Raw genomic sequence first — 23,674 nt, 5'->3', positions numbered from 1 at the left:
GGATTGGCTCGCAGAAGCGCCGATTCCCGGCGATCCGATTGGGCCAATGTAGGGTCGGCGCCGTGGACATACACGTCAGCCTGGCCGGGCCCGGCGACCGCGCCACCCGGATCCACAGGCAGTTGCTGGAGGCGATCCTGGACGGCCGGCTGCGGCCCGGCGAACGGCTGCCACCGACCCGCGAACTGGCTCGGCGGCTCGACGTCTCCCGCAACACTGTCGCGGTCGCCTACGAGCGGCTGACCGCCGAGGGCCTGCTGACCGCCCGGGTCGGCGCGGGGACGTTCGTCGCCGACGAGCCGGTCGCCCGCGCCCGGCCCCGTCCGGCGCCGGCCGGTGGGGTACGCCCCCGCGCGTTCTGGGCGTCCGCCGCACCGGCACCCACCGCCACGCCCCGGCCGGGCCACGACTTCCGGGCCGGCACCCCGGACACCGGGTTGTTCCCGCTGGCCACCTGGCGTCGGCTGGTCGCCGGTGAGCTGCGCACCGCGACGATCCGGGGCGGGTACGCCGACCCGGCCGGGCACCCGGGCCTGCGTGCCGCCGTCGCCCGGTACGTGGGGCTGGCCCGCGCGGTACGGGCCGGGCCGGAGGGCGTCGTCGTCACCCAGGGCGCGCAGCAGGCGCTGGACCTGATCGCCCGGGTCGTGCTCGAACCGGGCGACCGGGTGGCCGTCGAGGATCCCGGCTATCCCCCTGCCCGGCGGCTGTTCGCCGGCCACGGCGCGCGGGTCGTGCCGGTGCCCGTCGACGACGAGGGGATCGACGTACGCGCGCTGCCCGGGGACGCGCGGCTGGTCTACGTCACCCCGTCCCACCAGTTCCCGCTGGGCGTCCGGATGTCGCCGGCCCGCCGGGCGGCGCTGCTGGACTGGGCGGCGGCACGGGACGCGGTGGTCGTCGAGGACGACTACGACACCGAGTTCCGCTTCTCGGCGCGCCCGCTGGACCCGTTGCAGACGCTGGACCGGGCCGGGAAGGTGGTCTACGTCGGCACGTTCTCCAAGACCCTGCTGCCCATGCTGCGCCTCGGGTTTTTGGTCGCCCCGGCGTCGCTGCGCCCCGCGCTGCTGGCCGCCCGGCAGCTCACCGACTGGCACGGCGACCACACCACGCAGGCCGCGCTGGCCCGGTTCATCGACTCCGGCGAGCTGCCCCGGCACATCCGCAAGGCGACCCGGGTCTACGCCCAGCGGCGCGAGCTGATCGACGCCGCGCTGCGCTCCGACCTCGCCGACTGGCTCGACCCGGTGCCGTCCACGGCAGGCCTGCACCTGTGTGCGCGGCTGCGCCCGGAGGCCGGCGTCGACCTGCCGGCGGTCGTCGCGCGGGCGGCCGAGGCCGGCGTCACGGTACGCGAGATCGCCGGCTACCACGCGGGCCCGCCCGGCCCGGCCGGCCTGGTGCTCGGCTACGGCGCCGTCGCCACCGCCGACGTACCGGAGGGGCTCCGGTTGCTCGCCCGCAGCTTCCGCGGCTGACCGCGCCACGAATTCACTCCGCCCGCCGAGCAACCCCGGGAGCCACACCTGGCGTGACTATCCCGTATCCGATCGGAGGTCCGAATGAGTGATCGCGACACGGCGTTCGCGGAGTACTTCTCCGCGAGGCACCACGCCATGCGCGCCACCGCGTATCTGCTCTGCGGTGACTGGCACCGCGCGGAGGATCTGGTCCAGACCGGGTTCACCAAGCTGTACCTGGTCTGGAATCGGGTCGCCCGGCACGAGGCGCTCGACTCCTACCTGCGCCAGATCATCGTCCGGTCCTTCCTCGACGAACGGCGGCGGGGCTGGTGGCGGCGGGAACGGGTGGGCACGCCCGACACCGATCCGCCGGTGCCGGCGAGTCCGCCCGAGGACCGGCTCGTGGTGCTCCAGGCACTCGCCGCCGTACCACCCCGGCAACGGGCCGTCCTGGTCCTGCGCTACTGGGAGGACCTGCCGGTCGACGAGGTGGCGGCGCTGCTGGGCTGCTCGCCGGGAACGGTGAAGAGCCAGTCCGCCCGCGGTCTGGACACGTTGCGCGGCCTCCTGTCACCCATGCACTCACCGAGCGAGAAGGGGCAACGATGAACGGAGACCAGCTGCGCGAGGCGCTTCGCGACGAGATGCTCAGCGTCACCGCGCCACCGCACCTGAACGCCGACGGCATGCTGCGCTCCGCCCGGCGGGCCCGCACCAAGCGCCGAGCCGTCCGGGCCTGCGCCGGATCGGCGACCGCGGTACTCGCGCTCGCGGGCGTCGCGGGTGTCGTGGCGCTCTCCACCCCGGAGGGCGGCGACCGGCGTCCACCGGCCGCGCTGCCCCAGGCCGCCCCGCCGCCGTCGTCGGACGGCAGCGCCGAGCCGATGCCCACCGGGCCCGACGGCCTGCCGCAGGAGGACCGCACCGCGCGGGCGGGCACCCGGTACGACCAGGCCGCACTGCTGCTCGACCGGCTCGTCACAGTGGTGCCCGACGGGTACACCGCCGAGAGGACCGTCTCCACCGAGACCGGGAAGGAGACGCTGGGGACGCACGAGGCGAACTTCAGCGGACGGGCCGACGGCGTCGAGCTGTGGAGCTACATGGCCTCGGTCGACGTGACGAAGGGGACGTGGAGGGGACGCCTGCTCACCGAGGTGCACACACCGGGGAACCTGCTGCCGACCGAACCGTGCGACCTGGCGCGTGAGTTCTGGGGCATGGGGGGCGAGTGCCAGCCGATGACCGTCGGCGAGGCGACTGTGGGTGTGGTGGTCCGGCCCGGCTCGGACGACCGGTTCGACCAGTGGGCCGCCTACCGGCATCCCGACGGCGTGGTCGTCTTCGTCGCGCAGGGCGCGTACGACCGGCAGGCGCCCGCGTCCCCGCTGCCGTTCACCGCGCGCCAACTGGCGGCGCTCGCCGTCGACGAACGGCTGCACCTTCGGTAGCCCCGCCGCGGGCGCGCCTGAACTACCCTCGCCGCCGTGGACACTGTGGAGATCGATGCGCCGGTCGTCGGCGTGACCGTCTACCCGGACCGCGCCCGGGTCACCCGCCGCGGCGGCGTCCGGCTCGCCGCCGGCGACCACCGGGTACGCGTCGCCCCGCTCCCGCTGGGCCTGCGCCGCGACTCGATCCGGGTGGGTGGCCGGGGCGCGGTGACGGTGCTCGGGGTGGACGTGAGCGCGTGGCGGCAGGCCCGCAGCACCGACGCCCAGGTCGTCGAGCTGGAACGGCGGCGCCGCGACCTGGCCGACGAGCTGGCCGAGGCCGGCGACACCGACGCGGTCGAGGAACAGCGCGGCGAGTTCCTCACCCGGCTGGCCGAGCGCGCCGGTGGCACGTACGCCCGGGCACTGGCCGCCGGTGACGCGGCCCCGGCCGACGTCGCGGCCTTCACCGACTCGGTGTCCGGTCAGCTCGCCGAGTCCCGGGCCCGGCGGCGCGGGCTGGCCCGGCGGCGCACCGAGCTGGCCGAGGAACTGGCCGCTGTCGACCGGGAGCTGGACGCGGCGCGCGGCAAGCGGGAGCCGGACCGGCTGGCCGCCGAGGTGTCCGTCTCGGTGGACGCCGACGACACCGAGGTGGAGCTGGAGCTGACGTACCTGGTGGACGGCGCCCGCTGGACGCCCTCCTACGACCTGCGGCTGGTCGAGGACACCATGACCGTCACCTGGTTCGGGCTGGTCAGCCAGGGCACCGGGGAGGACTGGCCGGAGTGCGAACTCCAGCTCTCCACCGCCCGGCCGGCGGCGGCGAGCGGCGTACCCGAATTGTCGCCCTGGTACCTCGACCGGTTCCGGCCGGAGCCGCCGATGGCCGCGTCGGCCGCGTCGTTCGGCGGCATGGTGCCGCCTCCGGCGCCCGGCGCGGCGCCGGCGGGCCGTCCCCGCACGGCGCGGGCCGCGGCACCGGCGGTGCGGGAGAGCGTCGCCGAGGTGGAGCAGGGCGTGACGGCGGCTACCTACCGCCCCGCCCGGCCGGTGGCGGTGCCCGCCGACGGCAGCGCGCACCGGGTCACCATCGCGGTGCTGGAGCTGCCGGCCCGGCTGGACCACGTGAGCGTGCCGGTGCGCGCCGCCGAGGCGCACCTGCGGGCCACGGTCCGCAACACGTCGGACCACACACTGCTGCCCGGCCCGGCGTCGGTCTTCCACGGCGCCGACTTCGTGGCGGCGACGCGGCTGAAGACCTGGGCTCCGGGCGAGGAGACGGAGCTGGCGCTCGGGATCGACGACCGGGTACGGGTGGAGCGGAAGCTGTCCCGGCGCACCGAGAGCAAGGCCACGCTCGGGTCGACACGGCGGCGGGAGGTGGAGTACCGGATCACTGTCGCGAACCACACGCCCCGCCCGGCCACCGTCGAGGTGCGGGACCAGCTGCCGGTGTCCCGGGACGAGTCCGTGGTGGTACGCGAGACCGCGCTGACGCCGCCCCCGGCCGAGCGTACGGAGCTGGGCGAGCTGACCTGGCGGTTGTCGCTGGCGCCGGGTGAGAGCGGCGAGATCGCGCTCGGCTTCCGGGTGGAGCTGGCGAAGGGCGTCGAGCTGACCGGCTGGCGGGAATGACACGACGGGGCCGCTTCCGCGACGTGCGGAAGCGGCCCCGGCGGGTGCCTCAGATGCGGCGGCGGCCGTAGAGGCCGGCGAAGACGGCGACACCGATGGCGGCGAAGCCGACCTGGAGCGCCAGCTCGATCCAGTCGATGCCGGGGGTGTCGTCGACGCCGAACGCGCCGGCCACCAGCGTGCCGATGAACGCGGCGACCACACCGATGAGCAGGGTCAGCCAGATCGGGATGTTCTGCTTGCCCGGTACCACCAGGCGCCCGAGCGCACCGATGACGAGGCCGATGATGAGCGCGGTGAAGAAGCCCGTGATCTCCACGAGAGGCGTCCCTTCCCTCGGATGTGTTGACGCCTCGCTGGTTGCCCCGATCAACCACTCGGCCAAACCCGGGAACCGCTTTCGTCACGGAACTGTCATGACCGTCCCTGATCAGTGATCCGAGGGCTGCCGGCGGCGCGGCGCGCCGGGCGGCTCCTCCCTGTCGATGCGCAGTTCCCGCTCCAGCTCGGCGATCACCATGCGCAGGTCGTCCAGGCGCTGACTGATCGCGATCCGGTCCAACTCGTCCGGTATCCCGTCCCCGTCGGAGTCGTAGTCGGACGCCAGCCCCTCGGTCATCTCCAGCCGCCGCGCCTCCTCCATCGAGTTGACGATGACGGCGATGAGGATGTTCAGCAGGAGGTTCACCGCGATCATCACGAAGCTGACGTAGTAGAGCAGCGTCCACGGCGACACCTCCAGACCCTGTTCCAGCAGGTCCGGCAGTGTCTCCAGGGACAGCAGCACGAACAGCGTGACGAGCGAACGGCCGATGTCGCCGTACTGCTCGGGATAGCGGTCGCCGAAGATCAGCCAGCCCGCCATGCCGTACACGTAGAGCGTGACGGCGGCGAGCGCGAGGAAACCCGCGACGCCGGGCAGGCTGCGCCACAGTGCCGCGACGATGGTCCGCAGGCCGGGCGAGAAGCGGACCAGGCGCAGCACCCGGGCGACCCGGATGAACCGCAGCACCGCGGAGTCGCCGTGCAGGCCCGGGATGAATATGGCGGCGGTGACCAGCAGGTCGAAGACGTTCCAGCCGTGCCGGAAGAAGTCCTGCGGGCGGCGGCCGTACGCGAGCACCCGGATGGTGATCTCCACGACGAAGACCGCCCGGAACATCCACTCCGTCCACCGCAGCACCGGCCCGGCGGCGCCGAGATCCTGGTACGTCTCGATGCCCAGCACGACCCCGTTGGCCATGATGAGCACCACGATGGCCACCTCGAACGGCCGGGACGCGACGATCCGGGCACAGTGGCCGGCCAGCCCGCGCTTTCCGGTGGCGGTCCGGCGCCCGCCGCGCGGTGCCGGAACCGTGTCCCCGATCAGCGTTCCCCTCCGGAGCGCCGGAACCGGACGAAGCGAGCACGACAGGGGGTAGCCACCCGGACACTTTAGTGGATCACCGACGGCGAACTGCTCCGGCCGAGGCGCGCCCGGCCCGGCTCAGAGCCAGCCGCGGCGCTTGAACAGCAGGTAGAGCGCGCTGCAGACGGCGAGCATCAGGGCCACCGCGAACAGGTACCCGTACCGCCAGTCCAGCTCCGGCATGTGGCTGAAGTTCATCCCGTAGACGGTGCCGATCAGGGTGGGCGCGAACAGGATCGCCGCCCACGCGGAGACCCGTTTGATCTCCTCGTTCTGCTCGAAGCTCGCCGCGGTCAGGCTGCGCATCTCCTCGTTCTGTGCCTGCGACACCAGCGTGGCGTTGACGGTGAGGATGTTCTGGAGCAGGTGCCGGAACCCGTCCACCCGCTCCACCACCTGGGTCAGGTGGTCGGCCACGTCGCGCAGCCGGCGGCGCAGTTCCTCGTCCGTGCCGTACCTGCCGAAGCCGTGTGTGAGCGCGTCGACCACCTTCAGCAACGGCCGGGCGGCCCGCTGGAACTGGATCACCTCGCGGCTCAGCTCGTAGATGCGGCGGCTGGCGTTCGGGTCGCCGCCGAACACCTCGGTCTCGATCTCGTCGATGTCGTTCTCCAGCCCGGCGACCACCGGCGCGTAGCCGTCCACCACCCGGTCGAGCACGGCGTAGAGCACGGCTTCCGGGCCGAGCGCGAGCACCTCGGGTTCGGCCTCCAGCCGCCGCCGCACCCCGGCCAGGTCGGGTGTGCCGCCGTGCCGGACCGTGATCACGAAACCGGGGCCGAGGAACAGGTGCAGTTCGGCGAACTCGACCGCGTCCCGCTCGTCCAGGTAGCGGGCGGCGCGCAGCACCACGAACAGGGTGTCGCCGTAGCGTTCCAGCTTGGGGCGCTGGTGGGCGTTGATCGCGTCCTCGACGGCCAGGTCGGGGAGCTGGAACTCGGCGGCGAGCGAGGCGACCTCCTCCCGGCCGGGCCGGCGCAGCCCGATCCAGGCCATCGCGTCGTCGAGCTGTTGCAGGCAGCGGTACGTGTCGGCGAGGCTCATCGGCGACGCCCGGCGTACGCCGCCGACGTAGACGCCGCTGTCGACCAGCCCGTCGGGTCGCTCCGGCTCGGCCGCGCCGGCGTCGATGGCGTGCTCGTCTAGGCGGCGGCCGAACCCCTCCGAGGACCGGTTGTCCGCCATACCCCTCCCCCGCTGCTCGGCCGGCTCGCCGAGTCCCCCGCCGAGGCCCGCGCAAACGTCAGGGGCGGTAGCGGTAGCCCATCCCCGGTTCGGTGATCAGGTGGCGGGGCCGGGCCGGGTCGTCCTCCAGCTTGCGCCGCAACTGGGCCATGTACTGCCGCAGGTAGTTCGTCTCGTGGTGGTACTCCGGCCCCCACACGTCGTGCAGCAACTGGCGCTGGCTGACCAGCTTGCCCGGGTTGCGCAGCAGCTTCTCCAGCATGGCCCACTGGGTGGGGGTGAGCTTGACCTCGACGCCGTCGTCCCGGGTGACGGTCCGGTCGGCCAGGTCGACGGTGTTGCGGCCGATCCGCAGCGCGGGCACGGCGGGCGAGGCGGGGGCGAGGCGCCGGGTCACCGCCCGGATGCGGGCGAGCAGTTCGTCGACCCCGAACGGCTTGGTCACGTAGTCGTCGGCGCCCGCGTCGAGCGCCGCCACCTTGTCCTCGCTGCCGGCCCGGCCGGAGAGCACGATGATCGGCACGGCGGTCCAGCCGCGCAGCCCCCGGATGACCTCGGTGCCGTCCAGGTCGGGCAGGCCGAGGTCGAGCACCACCAGGTCCGGCGGGTGACCGGCGGCGGCCTTGAGCGCGGCGGCGCCGCTGTCGGCCACCTCGACGTCGTAGCCCCGGGCCCGCAGGTTGATCCGCAGCGCGCGCAGGATCTGCGGCTCGTCGTCGACGACCAGGATCCGGGTCATTCCCGCGGCCCCTCCGGCTGGGTGGCGGCCGGCAGCCGCAGCACCATGGTGAGACCGCCACCGGGCGTGGTCTCCGGGGTGATGCTGCCACCCATCGCCTCGGCCAGTCCCCGGGACAGCGCGAGCCCCAGGCCGACACCGGTCTGGTTGTCCCGGTCGCCGAGGCGCTGGAACGGCAGGAAGACATGCTCCCACTGGTCCGCCGGGATGCCCGGCCCGGTGTCGATCACCCGCAGCTCGACCTGCCCGGCGTGCGCGCTGCCGGTGATCGTCGGCGGGTGTCCGGGTGGGCTGTGCCGCAACGCGTTCGCCACGATGTTGACCAGCACCCGCTCCAGCAGGCCCGGGTCGGCCAGCGCCGCCGGCAGGTCGGCCGGGATGTCGGTGGTCACCTCGGCCGCCGCCGCACCAAGTTCGTCAAGAGCCAGGGGTACGGCGTCCTCCAGCCCGATCGCGGTGGCGCTCACGCCCAGCGCCCCGGCCTGCAACCGGCTCATGTCGAGCAGGTTCGCCACCAGCCGGCCCAGCCGGTCCAGCGACTCGTCGGCGGTGGCGAGCAGCTCCTCCCGGTCGTCCGCGTCGAACTCGACGTCGTGACTGCGCAGGCTGCTCACCGCCGCCTTGGCCGACGCCAGCGGCGTACGCAGGTCGTGGCTGACCGCCGCGAGCAGCGCGGTCCGCATCCGGTCGGCGGCGGCGAGCGGACGGGCGGTGGCGGCCTCCTCGGCCAGCCGTTCCTGGCGCAGCGCGACGGCGGCCTGCGCGGCGAACGCCTCGACCACCCGCCGGTCGGCCGCCTCCAGCCGCCGGCCGGCGAGCACCACGCTGAGCCGGTCGTCGACCGGCACCACCGTCTCGCCCGCGCTCGGGCTGCCCGGCGGCCGCTCGCCGACGCTCGCCACCACCCGCCAGGCGTCCGCCTCCCGGGCGCGCGCCGGGCGCCCGCCGGCCTCGTCGGTCAGCTCCAGCACGCTCACCGCGCGCAGTCCGAACGTCTCCCGCAGCCGGTCCAGCAGCGCGGGCAGCGGGCGTTCGCCGCGCAGCACGCTGCCCGCGACGGTGGCCAGGGTCTGCGCGTCGGCGGAGGCCCGCGCCGCCTCCCGGGTACGCCGGGCCGCCACGTCGACCACCCAGCTCACCGCGATGGCGACGCCGACGAACACGCCGAGGGCGAGCAGGTTGTCCGCCTCGGCGATGGTCAGCGTCCGGTACGGCGGGGTGAAGAACCAGTTGAGCAGCAGCGAGCCGCCGAGCGCGGCGACCAGCGCAGGCCACAGCCCGCCGACCAGCGCCACGCCCACCACACCGGCGAGGAACAGCAGGATGTCGTTGGTGAGGGTGAGGTCGGGCAGCGTCCGCAGCACGAGCGTGAGCAGGGGCATGCCGAGCACCGCGAGCGCGTACCCGATCAGCCGTCGCCGCCGGGACAGCGCGGCGGGCACGGCCGTGCCCCGGCGCCCGCGTCCCGCCTGCGGGTGGGTGACCAGGTGCACGTCGATCGGGCCGGACAGCGCGGTGGTGGTCACCCCGACGCCCCGGGCGAACACCTGCGCGAACCGGCCCCGGCGGCTCGCGCCGAGCACGAGCTGGGTGGCGTTGACGCCCCGGGCGAAGTCGAGCAGCGCCGCCGGGATGTCGGTGCCGAGCACCTGGTGGTACGTGCCGCCGAGGCTCTCCACCAGCACCCGCTGCCGGGCGAGCTGGGCCGGGTCGGCACCGGCCAGCCCGTCGCTGCGGGCCACGTGCACGGCGAGCAGGTCGGCGCCCTTGCTGCGGGCGGCGATCCGGGCGGCCCGGCGGATCAGCGTCTCGCCCTCCGGCCCGCCGGTGAGCGCGACGACGACTCGTTCCCGCGCCTCCCAGGTGTCGGAGATGCCCTGCTGGGCACGGTACGCGTCGAGCTGCTCGTCGACCTTGTCGGCCAGCCAGAGCAGCGCCAGTTCGCGCAGCGCGGTGAGGTTGCCGACCCGGAAGTAGTTGCCGAGCGCGGCGTCGATCTTGTCGGGCCGGTAGATGTTGCCGTGCGCCATCCGGCGGCGCAGCGCCTCCGGCGTCATGTCCACCAGCTCGACCTGCTCGGCGGCCCGGACCACCTGGTCCGGCACGGTCTCCCGCTGGGTGGTGCCGGTGATCTGCGCGACCACGTCGTTGAGCGACTCCAGGTGCTGCACGTTGACGGTGGTGAGCACGCTGATCCCGGCGTCGAGCAGCACCTGCACGTCCTGCCAGCGCTTGTCGTGGCGGGAGCCGGGCACGTTGGTGTGGGCCAGCTCGTCCACCACGACCACCTCGGGCCGCCGGGCCAGCACCGCGTCCAGGTCCATCTCGGTGAACTCGACGCCCCGGTAGGTCATCGACCGGCGCGGCACCACCTCCAGATCGCCGATCATCTCGGCGGTGTGCCGGCGGCCGTGCGTCTCGACCAGGCCGACCACCACGTCGGTGCCGCGCTCGGCCCGGCGCTGGGCCTCCTCCAGCATGGCGTACGTCTTGCCGACGCCCGGGGCGGCCCCGAGATAGATCCGCAGTTCACCCCTGCCCACGCACCCCATCCTCCCTGACCGGCCGGGGGCGGCCCCGGGTCTTCCCCGGGGCCGCTCCGGTCACTGTCGCGTCAGCGCGCCGGGAACGCCTCGTCCAGCGCGAGGTTGAGTTCCAGCACGTTCACACCGGGCTCACCCATGAAGCCCAGCGCCCGCCCGGTGGTGTGCTCGGCGACCAGCCGCCGTACCGCCGCCGGGTCCGCGGCGCGCTCCCGCGCCACCCGGGCCACCTGAATCTCCGCGTACGCCGGGGAGATGTGCGGGTCGAGGCCGCTGCCGCTGGCGGTGACCGCGTCGGCCGGTACGGCGGGGCGCGCCGGGGCGTCCCCGCGTACCGGGGTGACGATGCCGCCCTCGGCCACGTAGTCGTGGCCGGGCCGGGCCGCCTCCACCGGCACGCCCTGCCAGGTGGTGACGAACGGCGTCGCGGGCGCGGCCTGGTTGACGCTCACCACGCGGGTGATCGGGCCGGTGAGGCCGTCGGCGCGGAACACGGCCAGCACCGCGCCCACCCCGTCCGGCGTGCAGTACGGACGCCGCCCGTCCACGCCGTCCAGTTCGCCGACCGCCTTGCTGCGGGCGCAGACCTGGGTGAGCAGGCTCTGCGCCGAGGTCTCCTCGTCGCCGGTGAGCGTGTCCACCACGCTCTCCGGGCCGAGGCTGCTCGCCGCGGTGGCGGTCGGGTCGTAGCCGTCCCCGGCGGCCGACGGGCGGGACTGGAAGTAGCGCGGGACGGGGTCGCCGTCCGCGTCGGTGAACGACTGGCCGATCAGCGAGCTGCCGACGGTCCTGCCGCCGACGGTGAGCAGTGAGCCGTCGGCCCTGCCGTCGAGGCCGGGCAGGCGGCCCACGGCGACCAGGGCGAGCGGGTAGACCAGGCCGAGCAGCACGGTGAAGACGAGCACCGCGCGCAGGGCGGCCAGGTGCTGGGAGAGCCAACTGGGAAGGCGCATCACGAGATCCCCGGGACGAACTGGACGAGCAGGTCGATGAGCTTGATGCCGGCGAACGGCACCACGATGCCGCCGAGGCCGTAGAGCCACAGGTTGCGGCGCAGCAGCGTCGAGGCGCTGGCCGGGCGGTAGCGCACGCCGCGCAGGGCCAGCGGGATCAACGCCACGATGACTATCGCGTTGAAGACGACGGCGGAGAGGATCGCCGACTCGGGACTGGCCAGGCGCATGATGTTGAGCCGGTCCAGCGACGGGTAGATGCCGGCGAACATGGCCGGGATGATCGCGAAGTACTTCGCGATGTCGTTGGCGATGCTGAACGTCGTCAGCGCACCCCGGGTGATCAGCAACTGCTTGCCGATCTCCACGATCTCGATCAGCTTGGTCGGGTCGGAGTCGAGGTCGACCATGTTGCCGGCCTCCTTGGCGGCCGACGTGCCGGTGTTCATGGCGACGCCGACGTCCGCCTGGGCCAGCGCGGGCGCGTCGTTCGTGCCGTCGCCGGTCATGGCGACGAGCCGGCCGCCCTCCTGCTCCTTCCTGATCAGCGCGAGCTTGTCCTCCGGCGTGGCCTCGGCGAGGAAGTCGTCCACGCCCGCCTCGTCGGCGATCGCCTTCGCGGTACGCGGGTTGTCGCCGGTGATCATCACGGTCCGGATGCCCATCCGGCGCATCTCGTCGAAGCGCTCCCGCATCCCGGCCTTCACCACGTCCTTGAGGTGGATGACGCCGAGCGCCCGGGCCGGCTCCCCGGCCACGTGCTCGGCCACCACGAGCGGCGTGCCGCCGGTGCCGCTGATCGCGTCGACCAGCTCACCGACCTGCTCGGTCGGGTGGCCGCCGTTGTCGCGTACCCACTTCATCACCGCGGCGGCGGCGCCCTTGCGGACGTGCCGGACACCCCCGTCGGCGTCCAGGTCGACGCCGCTCATCCGGGTCTGCGCGGTGAACGGCACGAACGTGGCGTGCGGGATGAGGCCGGGTTCGCGCTCACGCAGCCCGAACTCGTTCTTGGCCAGCACCACCACCGACCGGCCCTCGGGGGTCTCGTCGGCCAGGCTGGACAGTTGCGCCGCGTCGGCGAGCGTGGCCGGGTCCACACCGGTCACCGGCAGGAACTCGGCGGCCTGCCGGTTGCCGAGCGTGATCGTGCCGGTCTTGTCCAGCAGCAGCGTGTTGACGTCGCCCGCCGCCTCGACCGCCCGGCCGCTCATCGCCAGCACGTTGCGCTGCACGAGCCGGTCCATGCCGGCGATGCCGATCGCGGACAGCAGCGCGCCGATGGTGGTCGGGATGAGGCAGACCAGCAGCGACACCAGGACGACGCCGGTGACGCCGGAGTCGGTGATCGCCGCGGTGTCGGGCGCGGCGGCCTGGTAGCCCTTCGCGAAGATCGCCATGGGCTGGAGCGTGACGACCGCGAGCAGGAAGATGATCGTCAGCGCGGCGAGCAGGATGTTCAGCGCGATCTCGTTCGGCGTCTTCTGCCGGTTGGCGCCCTCGACCAGCGCGATCATCCGGTCGATGAAGCTCTCGCCCGGCTTCTGGGTGATCCGGACGACGATCCGGTCGGAGAGGACCCGGGTGCCGCCGGTGACCGCGCTGCGGTCGCCGCCGGACTCCCGGATCACCGGTGCGGACTCGCCGGTGATCGCCGACTCGTCGACGCTGGCGATGCCCTCCACCACGTCGCCGTCACCGGGGATGACCTGTCCGGCCTCGACCAGGACGACGTCGCCCTGACGCAGTTGCGGCGCGGGCACCGCCTCGTCCCGGTACGCGTTCGCGGCGGCACCGGGCGTCCAGCCGACCAGGCGGGTGGCGACGGTGTCCTGCTTGGCCCGGCGCAGCGTGTCGGCCTGCGCCTTGCCTCGCCCCTCGGCGACCGCCTCGGCCAGGTTCGCGAAGATCACGGTGAGCCAGAGCCAGACGGTGATCGCGATCGCGAAGACCGACGGGTCGGCCACCGCGAGCACAGTGGTGAACAGCGCGCCGATCTCCACGATCAGCATCACCGGGTTGCGCCACAGCGTGCGCGGGTCGAGCTTGCGCAGCGCGTCCGGCAGCGACCGGAGCAACTGGCGAGGGTCGAGCAGTCCGCCGCCGACCCGGCCGTCGCGGCGGCCCGGCGTGCCGGAGACCGGCGCGTCGACGGTCTGAAGTGCGGTCATGTCCTTGTCTCTCATGGTGGTCACAGCCCTTCGGCCAGCGGGCCGAGCGCGAGTGCGGGAAGGAAGGTGAGCGCGACGAGGACCACAGTGACGCCGACGACCATGCCGACGAACAGCGGCCGGTGGGTCGGCAGGGTGCCCTCGGAGGCGGGTGTGGGTTGCTGTCGGGCCAGCGAGCCGGCCAGCGCGAGCACGAAGATGATCGGCAGGAACCGGCCGAACAGCATGCAGAGCCCCAGCGCGGTGTTCCACCACGGCGTGTTCACCGTGATGCCGGCGAACGCGGAGCCGTTGTTGTTGCTCGCCGAGGTGAACGCGTAGAGCACTTCGGACAGTCCGTGCGGCCCGACGTTGAGCGCCGTCGAGGCGTTGCCGGTGGCGAACGCGGCGGCGGTGCCGGCGAGCACCAGCGCCGGGGTGATCAGGAAGTACGTCGAGGCGAACTTGATCTCGCGCGAGCCGATCTTCTTGCCCAGGTACTCCGGGGTGCGCCCGACCATCAGCCCGGCCACGAACACCGTGATCACCGCGAGGATCAGCAGCCCGTACAGGCCGGCGCCGACGCCGCCCGGGGCGACCTCGCCGAGCATCATGTCTACCAGCGGCATCATCCCGCCCAGCGCGGTGTACGAGTCGTGGAACGAGTTGACCGCGCCAGTCGAGGTGAGCGTGGTGGCCGCCGCGAACGTGGCCGAGTTCGACACGTCGAAGCGCACCTCCTTGCCCTCCAGCGCCGCGCCGACCGCCTGCGGCACGGTGCCGTCGCCGGTCAGCTCGAAGACGTTGGTGAGAGTGATGCCGGCGACCGCCAGGATCGCCATCACGGCGACGATCGCGTAGCCCTGCCGCTTCTGGCCCACCATCCGGCCGAAGACCCGCGGCAGGCTGAACGGGATCACCAGGATCAGGAAGATCTCCAGCCAGTTCGTCCACGCGGTCGGGTTCTCGAACGGGTGGGCGCTGTTGGCGTTGTAGAAGCCGCCGCCGTTGGTGCCCAGCTCCTTGATGACCTCCTGGCTCGCCACCGGCCCGCCGGTGACGGTCTGGGTGCCGCCGGTCAGCGTGGTCACGTCGGTGCCGCCGGACAGGTTCTGCACCACGCCGCCGAGCATCAGCGCGAGCGCGCCGAGCACCGCGATCGGCAGCAGGATCCGCAGCGTGACCCGGGTCAGGTCGACCCAGAAGTTGCCCAGCTCGCCGGTGCGGCTGCGGGCGAAACCCCGGACCAGCGCCACCGCCACGGCGATGCCGACAGCGGCCGAGACGAAGTTCTGCACCGCCAGGCCGGCCATCTGCACCAGGTGGCCCATCGTCGACTCACCCGAGTACCACTGCCAGTTCGTGTTGGTCACGAACGACACCGCGGTGTTCCAGGCGCCGTGCGGCACCACCGGGTCGAAGCCCAGCGAGAGCCACAGGTGGTTCTGCAGGCGCTGGAACGCGTACAGGAACAACAGGGAAACAGCCGAGAAGGCCAGCACCGAGCGGGCGTACACGCCCCAGGTCTGCTCGGCGGCCGGGTTGACCCCGACCAGCCGGTAGATCCCCCGCTCGACCCGGGACGACCGGGTTCCGGCGACCACGCGGTACATGTGGTCGCCGAACGGCCGGTGCACGGCGGCCAGCGCCGCCACCAGCGACAGGACGAAGAGCACGCCGGCTGTGGTCATGCTCATCAGAAGCGCTCCGGGAACAGCAGGGCGACGACCAGGAACACGCCCAGGCCGATCGCCAGCACCAGGCCGACGGCGTTGACGGCGCTCACAGCTTCTCCACGCCCCTCACCACGAGGGCGAGAGCCGCGAACAGCCCCACCGTCAGCAACACGAACAGCACGTCAGACACGGCTGATCTCTCCTAGCGGAAGATGTCCTCGCGACCGCCTCCCGGCCGCGCCGGGCAATCACAACGCCGGATCCGCCGGACGGACAGGGTTCTTGACGCGACCATCACGCGGGGCCGCGGTTTCTTGACGCGCTTTTCACGCCGCCTCCGTGGCCGGTGATCCGGGTCACCGGACGGGCCTCGGCGCCGATCGACCGGAGATGCCGGTAGCCGGTGCCGAGCACCGCGGCGAGCCCGATCGGCACGGCCCGGGACCAGGCGTCGTCCGCCCCGGCCGCTCGCCGGGTGCTACCTCAGCGGACGGCGGCGCGGGCGACGAGCGCCTCGGCCACCTCGCGCAGCTTGCGGTTGGAGTCCTGGGAGAGCTTGGCGAGCAGCGTGAACGCCTCTTCGGCCGAGCAGCGCCGCTGCCCCATGATGATGCCCTTGGCCTGCTCGATCACGGCCCGGCTGCGCATCGCCTCCTGCATCTGCCGGGCCAGCGTCGCGGTGCTCTCGTAGAGGTGCGCGTTCGCGAGCGCCACCGCCGCGTACGCGGCGAACTCCTCCGCCAGCTCGATCGACGACTTGTCGAAGGCGTGGGTCGTGCCCCCGTAGACGTTGAGTGCCCCGGTGACCGCCTCCTGGATCGGCAGCCCGATCGACAGCGAGCTCTGCACGCCCGCCGCCCGCGCCCGAGCCGCCCAGCCCGGCCAGCGCGGCTCGTCGGCCAGGTCGGGCAGCGAGACGCTCCCCGCGCTGACCGAGGCGTCCAGGCAGGGGCCGTCGTCGTGCTCGTACTGCCACTCGTCGAGGCTGCGCGCCAGGTCGCTGGTGTAGGCGATGGCCCGGTTGGCGCCCGCCTGCACCAGGGAGACGGATACGTGCACGCTGCCCGGGACCGCCCGGTTGGCCAGCTCGGCGACGCGCGCCAGGACGTCGTCGAGCGCCACCTCGTCGAGCCGGATCCGGCTCAGCTCCGCGAGGGCGTCGGTGGGGTCCATACGGGCGGCTTCCATCAGCGTGTCCTGTCCGGGCGGCGTCATCGGCACCTGTCGTTCCGCTGACGGTACCCGGGACGGTCGGGTCCGAAAGCTTCCCACGCTGCGACGTCCACCCGGTCGGCGTATCTTCGAGGACGGGTCAAGACATGTGCCCTCCTGCTCACGGCGAACTCCGCCGGGAGCGTCCTCGGATATTGAGGCGGGAGGTGCCATGTCGGACGAACGGCCGGTCTTCGGCTGCCATCACGTCCCGACGGCGTCCGGGTCGCTCCGGCCGGACGAGCCGATCATGTGGTTGAGCTGCGACGCGGGCGTGGACGTGACCCGGATCTCGGTGGCCGGCGAGGTGGACCTCAGCAACGCGCACCTGCTCACCGAACTCGTGGAGGCAGCCGTCGCGGCCTCCGCCCCGCTCGTGGTGATCGACCTGTCGGAGGTCAGCTTCTTCGGCGCGTACGGCACCAACGCGCTGGTGCTGGCGCAGCGGATGCTCGCCGGGCACGGCCGGCGGCTGGTCCTGCACCGGCCGTCACCGGTGGTCCGGCGCGTCCTGCGCGTCACCGGCACGCTCGCCGCGTTCGAGGTCGTCGATCGCCCCGCCCCACCGGCCGCCGACGACGGTTGGGCACGTCCCGTCGTACCCACCCGCTTCGGGTCGTAGAGTTGTCCGGGTAGTCGACGTCCCGTCCGGGGCGTCACGAACGAGCGTCAAGAAGCGGCGCCGGTCCCGATCCCTTGCCGGAATCGGGACGCTGGTCCGTCACCACGGGCCGACCCTCGCCACCAGCCGTCGTGCCCCGCCGGGCCGACGGCGTCGCTTCGCACAAGGACGTCACAGCTCATGCCGCAGGCCCACCCCGACCTCGCCGCAGCCCTGATCAGACTCGGTCGGATCAAGTACGACGAGGTCGACCTCGACGTGGTGTTGTCGACCATCGCCCAGGTCGCCAAGGACACCCTGCCCGGGACCGCCGAGGTGTCGGTCACCCTGGTCCAGGGCACGCAGGCGCACACCGCCGCGTACACCGGCGAGCTGGCGCTGACCCTCGACGAGTGGCAGTACGCCCACGGCCGTGGCCCGTGCCTGGACGCCGCCACCACCGGCACCGCCATGTTGGTGCCCGACATGGCGGCGGAGAGCCGCTGGCCGGAGTGGGCGGCCCGGGCGCACGAGGCGGGTGCCGCCAGTTCGCTCTCCATCGGCCTGCCCATCCAGGAGGCCGTGGTCGGCGCGCTGAACATCTACGGCGCGGCGCCGGGCGTCCTGGACCGGCAGGTCGAGCTGGCGCAGACGCTCGCCGGGTACGCCGCCATCGCGCTCGCGAACGTCCACCTCTACGAGAGCACCGCGACGCTGGCGCAGCAGATGCAGGAGGCGATGCAGAGCCGGGCCGTGATCGAGCAGGCGAAGGGCATCATCATGGGGCAGCGCCGCTGCACGGCCGACGAGGCGTTCGCCATCCTGGCCCGGGTGTCCCAGGACTCCAACCGCAAGCTGCGGGAGGTCGCCGAGTCACTCGTCGACCGCGCTGTGCACGGCCCTCGTGACTGAGCGTGCGGTCAGCGCGGCATCTCGCGCCAGCCGGAGCCGCTCGCACGCCACGCGCCCGCCAGGATCGTCGCCGAGCCGCGGCTCGGGCACTGCTGAATCTTCGACCGGCCGCTGGCCCCGCCGATCTGCGCCTGGACCTGCCACTGGCTTCCGTCGGTACGGATGTATACGTCGCGCCGTCCGCGAGGGTTGCTGACGCCGTTCCACCAGTGTTCCTCGACCACCATGCCGTGACCGTACCCCAGGACACCCGGACCGGCCCAGACCGGAATTCCGTTGCTCCGCGTCACCGGGCGGCGGCATCCTCCACGGATGACCTCACCGGACCTGCCGCGCCAGTTCACCATCCGCGAGGGCGAGCTACGCGTCCTCAACCCGATCGACGAGGTCAAGCTGGCCACACTGGGCCGGGCGATCCGATTGCGCCCGGGCGACGAGCTGCTGGATCTGTGCAGCGGCAAGGGGGAACTGCTCTGCACCTGGGCCCGGGACCACGGGATCACCGGCACCGGGGTCGACCTGAGCACCGTCTTCACCGCCGCCGCCCGGGAACGCGCCGCCGAACTGGGCGTGGCCGACCGGGTACGTTTCGTGCACGGCGACGCCGCGGCGTACACCCCGGAGCGGCCGGTCGACGTGGCCGCCTGCGTCGGCGCGACCTGGATCGCCGGCGGGGTGCCCGGGACGCTGGAACTGCTCGGCCGGGCGTTGCGGCCGGGCGGCATGGCGCTCGTCGGCGAACCCTACTGGCGGCGTGACCCGCCGGACGACGAGGCCGTCACCGGCTCGCACGCCCGCTCCCGCGACGAGTTCCGTGACCTGCCCGGCCTGGTCGAGTCGTTCGGCGACTGCGGCTGGGACCTGGTCGAGATGGTCCTCGCGGATCAGGACAGCTGGGACCGGTACGCCGCCGCGCACTGGCTGAACCTGCGCCGCTGGCTCGACGCCAACCCGGACGACGAACTGGCCCCGGAACTGCGGCGGGAACTGACCGAGGATCCGCTGCGGTACGTCCGCTTCCAGCGCGAGTACCTGGGGTGGGGCGTCTTCGCGCTGCTGCGGCGCTGATCTGCTTAACGAACAGCTACGCAGGGTAAAGCCAGATCATGGGACAGTTGCGCACCTCGCCGCCGCCGCCACAGGCCTCGGAGCTGGAACAGTGGGTGCTGGACAGTCCCGAGGATCTGCGCGGCCTGCGCGCGTCGCTGCGCGAGGCGCTGAACCGGCACGGACTGGTGCAGGGTGAGGACCTGGACGAGGTGCCGCACCTGGTCGTGCTGGTCGCCACCGAACTGGCGAGCAACGCGCTGCGGCACGGCCGCCCGCCCACCATCATCACGCTGCTCGCCACCGACGACCGGTTCATGCTCGAGGTGGCCGACCACGACGTGAGCACCGTGCCGGAGCTGACCGACATCAGTCCCACGGACTCGGGCGGCCGGGGTCTGTTCCTGGCTCAGTCGGTCTCGCTCGACGTGGGCTGGTACGCCACCGAGAAGACCAAGAACATCTGGGCCTCGTTCTCCCGGTGACGGCCCGGCCGGGCCACGTGTCGGCCCGGCCGCCGGGCCGGCTCAGTGGTCGCCGGCCGGAACCGGGTCGTCGTACTGACCGGGCGGCCCGGCCAGCGGTTCGCCGCCCACCAGCGGCCACGGGTTCGGCGTGCAGCCGTGCAGGCCGAGCGTCTGCTGCACCATCACCGGCGCCGGGCCACCGGCGCGGGGGCAGCGCTCGTGGCCGCGGCCCAGCCGGTGACCGACCTCGTGGTTGAGCAGGTACTGCCGGTACCGGGAGAGATCGCTGACGTGCGGCACCCCGTACACCCAGCGGGCCACGTTGATCACGACCCGGTCGCCGTTGCGGCAGGACGTGTAACGGTCGCTCGGGTCGCCGCACAGCCGCCCCCGCGTCACCGGCGTGGTGAGCAGCACCGTGAAGTCGGCCCGGTCGTCGCGGCCCACCCGTTGCAGCCGCCACCGGCCGTCGCCGGTCCAGCCGCGCCGGTCGGCGAGGGTGGCGGCCACGTCCCGGGCGAAGCGTTCCACGTCCACGTTGCGGATGCCGTCCTCGACCGCGACCCGGTAGCGCAGCAGCTGACCGGAGCTACCGGCGACCGCGCCGACCGTGTCGGCGGTCCGGAAGGTGCCGGCGCCCCGGGCCGGGTAGCCGATGCCGGGGGCCACCCGGCCGGCCGCCGGAACCGGCGTCGGCGTGGCAGTCGGCGTGGAGCGGACGCCCGGTGCGGGCACGCTCGGTGCCGCCGCCGGCACGGTCCGCCGGGCCTCGATGCGGTCCAGCAGGTCCGGATGCCGCGCGGCGTACCCGCCGGCGGCGAGCGCGGCACCGACCAGGACCACCGCCAGGAACCGCCCTGATCGCGACCTCCGCCGTCGCCGGTGCAGCCCCCGGTCATGCCCGCCCACGTCGATCTCCGTCCGTCGCCCCGCCCCGCTCCGGCCAGGAGTACGGACGCCGGGCCCGGACGGTTGAACGGGCGGCCGGGTACCGTCGGTGCCGGGGTGGACGACCTGCCGCCTGTCGGAGTCCAGGGAGAGCCACCCGTGTCACCAGCCGAGCAACTGCTCGACGCCGCCGTCGCGACCGCGCGCGGCACCGACGTACGCGCTGCCGAGCGAGCCCTCGACGGGCTCGTGGTCGCCGACGGCGCGGCCGTGGACGCGGCGCTGCTCGCCCGGCTGACGCGGGACGTGGGCCGGCTCTGGCCGCGTGGCTGGCAGCCCGCGGACCTGGACCGGCTCGCCACCCGGCGGCTCACCCCGCGCGGCGCCCGGCTGCTGCGCGACGCGATGGCCGCGCAGCGGCGCACCCTGCCCGCGCCGGTCCCGGCCTGGTTCGACGAACAGCTCACCGAGGCCGGCGCCCGCTGGGACGACGACGCGGGCTGGCTGGACCGGCGGGCCGACGGCGACCGGATCACCACCCTGCGGGACGCGGTCGACGCGGTCGTCCTGGTGGCGGGGCTGCCGCCGGTCGCGGCGCTCCGCCCGCCACCCGGCTCGGCCGGCACCGCGCTTGCCGCCGCGACGCCGAGCGGTTCCCGGATGCTCGACCGGGTACGCGCGCTGCTCGCCAAGGCCGAGTCGACCGGCTACCCGGCCGAGGCGGAGGCGTTCACCGCGAAGGCGCAGGAGCTGATGGCCCGGCACAGCATCGACGCGGCGCTGCTCGATGCCGGGGCCGAGCGGTCCGGCGGCCCGGGCGGCGTCCGGATCGGTGTCGACGCCCCGTACGCGGCGGCGAAGGCGCTGCTGATCCAGGAGGTGGCGGCGGCGAACCGGTGCGAGTCGGTGTGGTCCGACGACCTGGGCTTCGCCACGGTGCTCGGCTTCCCGGCCGACCTGGCGGCGGTCGAGCTGTTGCACACCTCGCTGCTCGTGCAGGCCACCGCCGCGATGCTGCGCGGCCGGGGTGAGCGCGGCAGGGCCGGTGGTCGGCGCACGAAGGGCTACGACGAGTCGTTCCTCAACGCGTTCGCGCTGCGCATCGGCGACCGGCTGCGGGAGGCGAGCGCGGCGGCGGCCGAGGAACTCGACGACGACCGCCTGCTGCCGGTGCTCGCGGCCCGCTCGGACGCCGTCCGGGAACGCGTCGACCAGCTCTTCCCGGGCACCACGCGGCACCGGCTCCAGGTGCGCGACGAGCAGGGCTGGGTCTCCGGCACCAGCGCGGCCGACCGGGCCTCGCTCGACCCGGGCCGACCGGCGCGCCGTCCGCTTCGCGGGGGTCGCTGAACTTCCCGGGGGATGATGTCGGATCGGGCGGACCGGCTCCGACCCGTCTGCGAGGCGCCACCGCCGGTGGCCCGCATCCGAGGAGTGCACCGTGAAGTACATGCTGCTGATCTGGAACCGGCCCGGCTTCGTGGAGGAGCTGACCGAGGCGGAGCGCACCGCGATCTTCGGTGAGGTCGACGAGATCATGAAGGAGCTGACCGAGTCCGGCGAGCTGGTCGGCGGCGAGGCGCTGGCCCACCCCTCGCAGACCCGTACGGCCCGCCCGGCGGCCGGCGGCGTCGAGATCACCGACGGGCCGTTCATGGAGAGCAAGGAGCAGTTCGCCGGCTACCTGACCGTCGACTGCGAGACCCCGGAACGGGCCGCCGAGATCGCCGCGCGCTGGCCGGACGTCCGGCACGGTTTCGGCGTGCTGGAGGTGCGCGCGGTGATGGAGCAGGCCGGGACGGAGATGTGACAGCACCTGTGCTCGAGGACCTGCTGCGCACGCTCGCGCCGCAGGTCCTCGGCGTGCTGGTCCGCCGTCACGGCCAGTTCTACGCCTGCGAGGACGCCGTCCAGGAGGCGCTGCTCGCCGCCGCCGTGCAGTGGCCGGAGCAGGGCCTGCCGGACCATCCCCGCTCCTGGCTGGTCACCGTCGCCACGCGCCGGCTCACCGACGAGTGGCGCAGCGAGCACGCCCGCCGGGAACGCGAGGTGGCGGTGGCGGTGCGGCAGCCCGCGTACGCGGCTGTCGCCCCGCCCGCCGACGAGGAGCCGCCCAGCGCCGACGACACGCTGAAGCTGCTGTTCCTCTGCTGTCATCCGGCGTTGCCGGTGAGCGGGCAGGTGGCGCTCACGCTGCGTGCCGTGGGCGGGTTGAGCACGGCCGAGATCGCCCGCGCGTATCTGGTGCCGGAGGCGACGATGAGCCAGCGGATCCGCCGGGCGAAGCAGCGGATCGAGGCGGCCGGCGCGCGTTTCACGCTGCCCTCGCCGGCTGACCGGGACGAGCGGCTGGGCGCGGTGCTGCGCGTGCTCTATCTGATCTTCAACGAGGGCTACACCGCGTCCAGCGGCGAGGCGCTGCACCGGGCCGAGCTGACCGGGGAGGCGATCCGGCTGACCCGGGAGCTGCGCCGGTTGCTGCCGGACGACGGCGAGGTGGCCGGGTTGCTGGCGCTGATGCTGCTCACCGACGCGCACCGGGCCGCCCGTACCGGGCCGGACGGCGAGCTGGTGCCGCTGGCCGAGCAGGACCGCGGGCGGTGGGACCAGGACGCGACCGCCGAGGGGGTGGCGCTGGTGACCGAGGCGCTCACCTGGTCGGCGCCGGGGCCGTACCAGGTACAGGCGGCGATCGCCGCGGTGCACGCGGAGGCGCCCACCGCCGAGGACACCGACTGGCGGCAGATCGTCGCGCTCTACCGGGTGCTCGCGCGGGTCGCGCCGAACCCGATGGTCACGCTCAACCAGGCCGTCGCGGTGGCCATGGTGGACGGCCCGCGTGCCGGGCTGGCGCTGCTGGCCACGCTCGACGGCGACGACCGGACCGCGGGCCACCACCGGCTGGCCGCCGTCCGCGCGCACCTGCTCGACCTGGCCGGCGACCGTACGGAGGCCCGGGCCGCGTACCTGGCCGCCGCGCGGGCCACCACGAGCCTGCCGGAACGGCGTTACCTGGAGGTACGCGCCGCGCGCCTGGCCGGTGACCGGCCGCGCTGACCCGCGCCTGGACAGCACTCCGGGCCGGCCCGTGGGCCGACCCGGTGGGTGTGTGTGCGTCGCGTACTCAGCTCTTGAAGGCGTCCTTGATCTTCTCGCCGGCCTGCTTGAGCTTGGCGCCGGCCTGGTCGTTGCGGCCCTCGGCCTCGAGGCGCTCGTTGTCGGTCGCCCGGCCGATGCCCTCCTTGACCTTGCCCGCGGTGTCCTGCGACGTGTTGTCGATCTTGTCGTCCAGACCCATGATGACCTCCACTGATGCGGTTGCCTGTCGACAACTGGTTACCCCGTCGGCCATC

The 23,674-nt window shown here is 73.5% G+C and carries 24 protein-coding genes; 11 read left to right on the top strand and 13 right to left on the bottom strand.

Features of this window, described 5'->3' with window-relative positions; all coding sequences use genetic code 11:
• Positions 1-62 precede the first annotated feature (62 nt).
• From M8C11_RS14925 to M8C11_RS14910, 4 genes are all read left to right on the top strand, one after another.
• Positions 63-1,481, top strand: a complete 1,419-nt coding sequence (locus M8C11_RS14925; protein ID WP_252449961.1) for a PLP-dependent aminotransferase family protein — start codon at positions 63-65, stop codon at positions 1,479-1,481.
• Between the two features lie 84 nt (positions 1,482-1,565).
• Positions 1,566-2,075 carry a SigE family RNA polymerase sigma factor gene (locus tag M8C11_RS14920; protein WP_252449960.1) on the top strand — a complete coding sequence of 170 codons (510 nt, stop codon included), beginning with the start codon at positions 1,566-1,568 and terminating at the stop codon, positions 2,073-2,075.
• Positions 2,072-2,917 carry a hypothetical protein gene (locus M8C11_RS14915; RefSeq protein ID WP_252449959.1) on the top strand — a complete coding sequence of 282 codons (846 nt, stop codon included), beginning with the start codon at positions 2,072-2,074 and terminating at the stop codon, positions 2,915-2,917. The genes M8C11_RS14920 and M8C11_RS14915 overlap by 4 nt, the downstream gene beginning before the upstream one ends.
• A gap of 36 nt (positions 2,918-2,953) precedes the next feature.
• Entirely contained in the window at positions 2,954-4,537 is a 1,584-nt protein-coding gene (locus tag M8C11_RS14910; RefSeq protein WP_252449958.1) for a DUF4139 domain-containing protein, read from the top strand.
• A gap of 49 nt (positions 4,538-4,586) precedes the next feature.
• Here the strand turns inward: M8C11_RS14910 and M8C11_RS14905 are convergent, their stop codons facing one another.
• The 10 genes from M8C11_RS14905 to M8C11_RS14860 form a co-directional block, all read right to left on the bottom strand.
• Positions 4,587-4,856: a GlsB/YeaQ/YmgE family stress response membrane protein gene (locus M8C11_RS14905; RefSeq protein WP_252449957.1), complete on the bottom strand. Its 270-nt coding sequence runs from the start codon at positions 4,854-4,856 to the stop codon at positions 4,587-4,589.
• Between the two features lie 111 nt (positions 4,857-4,967).
• Complete coding sequence (locus M8C11_RS14900) at positions 4,968-5,846, bottom strand: ion transporter (protein WP_255498983.1); 879 nt, start codon at positions 5,844-5,846, stop codon at positions 4,968-4,970.
• Between the two features lie 180 nt (positions 5,847-6,026).
• Positions 6,027-7,133 (bottom strand): magnesium and cobalt transport protein CorA, encoded by a 1,107-nt coding sequence (locus tag M8C11_RS14895; RefSeq protein WP_252449956.1) that lies wholly within the window; start codon positions 7,131-7,133, stop codon positions 6,027-6,029.
• A 58-nt stretch (positions 7,134-7,191) separates the two neighbouring features.
• A complete protein-coding gene (locus M8C11_RS14890) occupies positions 7,192-7,872 on the bottom strand; it encodes a response regulator (protein ID WP_091414872.1) in 681 nt (226 codons plus the stop codon).
• Positions 7,869-10,415 carry a DUF4118 domain-containing protein gene (locus tag M8C11_RS14885; protein WP_252449955.1) on the bottom strand — a complete coding sequence of 849 codons (2,547 nt, stop codon included), beginning with the start codon at positions 10,413-10,415 and terminating at the stop codon, positions 7,869-7,871. Before M8C11_RS14885 ends, M8C11_RS14890 begins: the two co-directional genes overlap by 4 nt.
• A 71-nt stretch (positions 10,416-10,486) precedes the next feature.
• Positions 10,487-11,368, bottom strand: a complete 882-nt coding sequence (locus tag M8C11_RS14880; RefSeq protein ID WP_252449954.1) for a potassium-transporting ATPase subunit C — start codon at positions 11,366-11,368, stop codon at positions 10,487-10,489.
• The gene (gene kdpB, locus M8C11_RS14875) at positions 11,368-13,539 is read right to left on the bottom strand and encodes a potassium-transporting ATPase subunit KdpB (protein ID WP_252449953.1); all 2,172 of its coding nucleotides are present in this window, start codon (positions 13,537-13,539) and stop codon (positions 11,368-11,370) included. Before kdpB ends, M8C11_RS14880 begins: the two co-directional genes overlap by 1 nt.
• 20 nt (positions 13,540-13,559) lie before the next feature.
• Positions 13,560-15,215, bottom strand: coding sequence for a potassium-transporting ATPase subunit KdpA (kdpA, locus tag M8C11_RS14870; protein WP_252449952.1), 1,656 nt, complete (start codon positions 15,213-15,215; stop codon positions 13,560-13,562).
• A complete protein-coding gene (gene kdpF, locus M8C11_RS14865; protein WP_036343797.1) occupies positions 15,215-15,304 on the bottom strand; it encodes a K(+)-transporting ATPase subunit F in 90 nt (29 codons plus the stop codon). The genes kdpA and kdpF overlap by 1 nt, the downstream gene beginning before the upstream one ends.
• A 373-nt stretch (positions 15,305-15,677) precedes the next feature.
• Positions 15,678-16,382 (bottom strand): GAF and ANTAR domain-containing protein, encoded by a 705-nt coding sequence (locus tag M8C11_RS14860; RefSeq protein WP_252449951.1) that lies wholly within the window; start codon positions 16,380-16,382, stop codon positions 15,678-15,680.
• Positions 16,383-16,578: 196 nt separating this feature from the next.
• Between M8C11_RS14860 and M8C11_RS14855 the strand changes: the two genes are divergently transcribed.
• Together M8C11_RS14855 and M8C11_RS14850 are read left to right on the top strand one after the other, a co-directional pair.
• On the top strand, positions 16,579-17,028 hold the full coding sequence (locus M8C11_RS14855; RefSeq protein ID WP_252449949.1) for an STAS domain-containing protein: 450 nt from the start codon (positions 16,579-16,581) through the stop codon (positions 17,026-17,028).
• Positions 17,029-17,208: 180 nt separating this feature from the next.
• Entirely contained in the window at positions 17,209-17,919 is a 711-nt protein-coding gene (locus M8C11_RS14850; RefSeq protein ID WP_252449948.1) for a GAF and ANTAR domain-containing protein, read from the top strand.
• Between the two features lie 8 nt (positions 17,920-17,927).
• On the opposite strand, the gene M8C11_RS14845 is transcribed toward M8C11_RS14850, so the two are convergent.
• Positions 17,928-18,146: a hypothetical protein gene (locus tag M8C11_RS14845; protein WP_120574013.1), complete on the bottom strand. Its 219-nt coding sequence runs from the start codon at positions 18,144-18,146 to the stop codon at positions 17,928-17,930.
• Positions 18,147-18,231: 85 nt separating this feature from the next.
• Between M8C11_RS14845 and M8C11_RS14840 the strand changes: the two genes are divergently transcribed.
• Both M8C11_RS14840 and M8C11_RS14835 read left to right on the top strand, forming a co-directional pair.
• On the top strand, positions 18,232-18,987 hold the full coding sequence (locus M8C11_RS14840; protein WP_252449947.1) for a cyclopropane-fatty-acyl-phospholipid synthase family protein: 756 nt from the start codon (positions 18,232-18,234) through the stop codon (positions 18,985-18,987).
• Positions 18,988-19,025: 38 nt separating this feature from the next.
• Entirely contained in the window at positions 19,026-19,451 is a 426-nt protein-coding gene (locus M8C11_RS14835; RefSeq protein ID WP_252449946.1) for an ATP-binding protein, read from the top strand.
• Between the two features lie 42 nt (positions 19,452-19,493).
• Here M8C11_RS14835 and M8C11_RS14830 read toward each other — a convergent pair whose 3' ends face one another.
• Positions 19,494-20,276 (bottom strand): DUF3152 domain-containing protein, encoded by a 783-nt coding sequence (locus tag M8C11_RS14830; RefSeq protein ID WP_252449945.1) that lies wholly within the window; start codon positions 20,274-20,276, stop codon positions 19,494-19,496.
• 204 nt (positions 20,277-20,480) lie between these two features.
• Here M8C11_RS14830 and M8C11_RS14825 point away from each other — a divergent pair, with 204 nt between their 5' ends.
• From M8C11_RS14825 to M8C11_RS14815, 3 genes are all read left to right on the top strand, one after another.
• Positions 20,481-21,671 (top strand): DUF2786 domain-containing protein, encoded by a 1,191-nt coding sequence (locus tag M8C11_RS14825; RefSeq protein WP_252449944.1) that lies wholly within the window; start codon positions 20,481-20,483, stop codon positions 21,669-21,671.
• Positions 21,672-21,771: 100 nt separating this feature from the next.
• Positions 21,772-22,131 carry a YciI family protein gene (locus M8C11_RS14820; RefSeq protein ID WP_233585707.1) on the top strand — a complete coding sequence of 120 codons (360 nt, stop codon included), beginning with the start codon at positions 21,772-21,774 and terminating at the stop codon, positions 22,129-22,131.
• Positions 22,128-23,378, top strand: coding sequence for an RNA polymerase sigma factor (locus M8C11_RS14815; RefSeq protein WP_252449943.1), 1,251 nt, complete (start codon positions 22,128-22,130; stop codon positions 23,376-23,378). The genes M8C11_RS14820 and M8C11_RS14815 overlap by 4 nt, the downstream gene beginning before the upstream one ends.
• A 67-nt stretch (positions 23,379-23,445) precedes the next feature.
• On the opposite strand, the gene M8C11_RS14810 is transcribed toward M8C11_RS14815, so the two are convergent.
• A complete protein-coding gene (locus M8C11_RS14810) occupies positions 23,446-23,619 on the bottom strand; it encodes a CsbD family protein (protein WP_091416163.1) in 174 nt (57 codons plus the stop codon).
• Positions 23,620-23,674 lie beyond the last annotated feature (55 nt).

Origin of the sequence: Micromonospora sp. CPM1, from assembly GCF_023896895.1 — a bacterium.
Taxonomy (GTDB): Bacteria; Actinomycetota; Actinomycetes; order Mycobacteriales; family Micromonosporaceae; genus Micromonospora; species Micromonospora tulbaghiae.
Note: the sequence above shows the minus strand (reverse complement) of the source record. Positions and strands in the feature narration are given on the sequence as shown.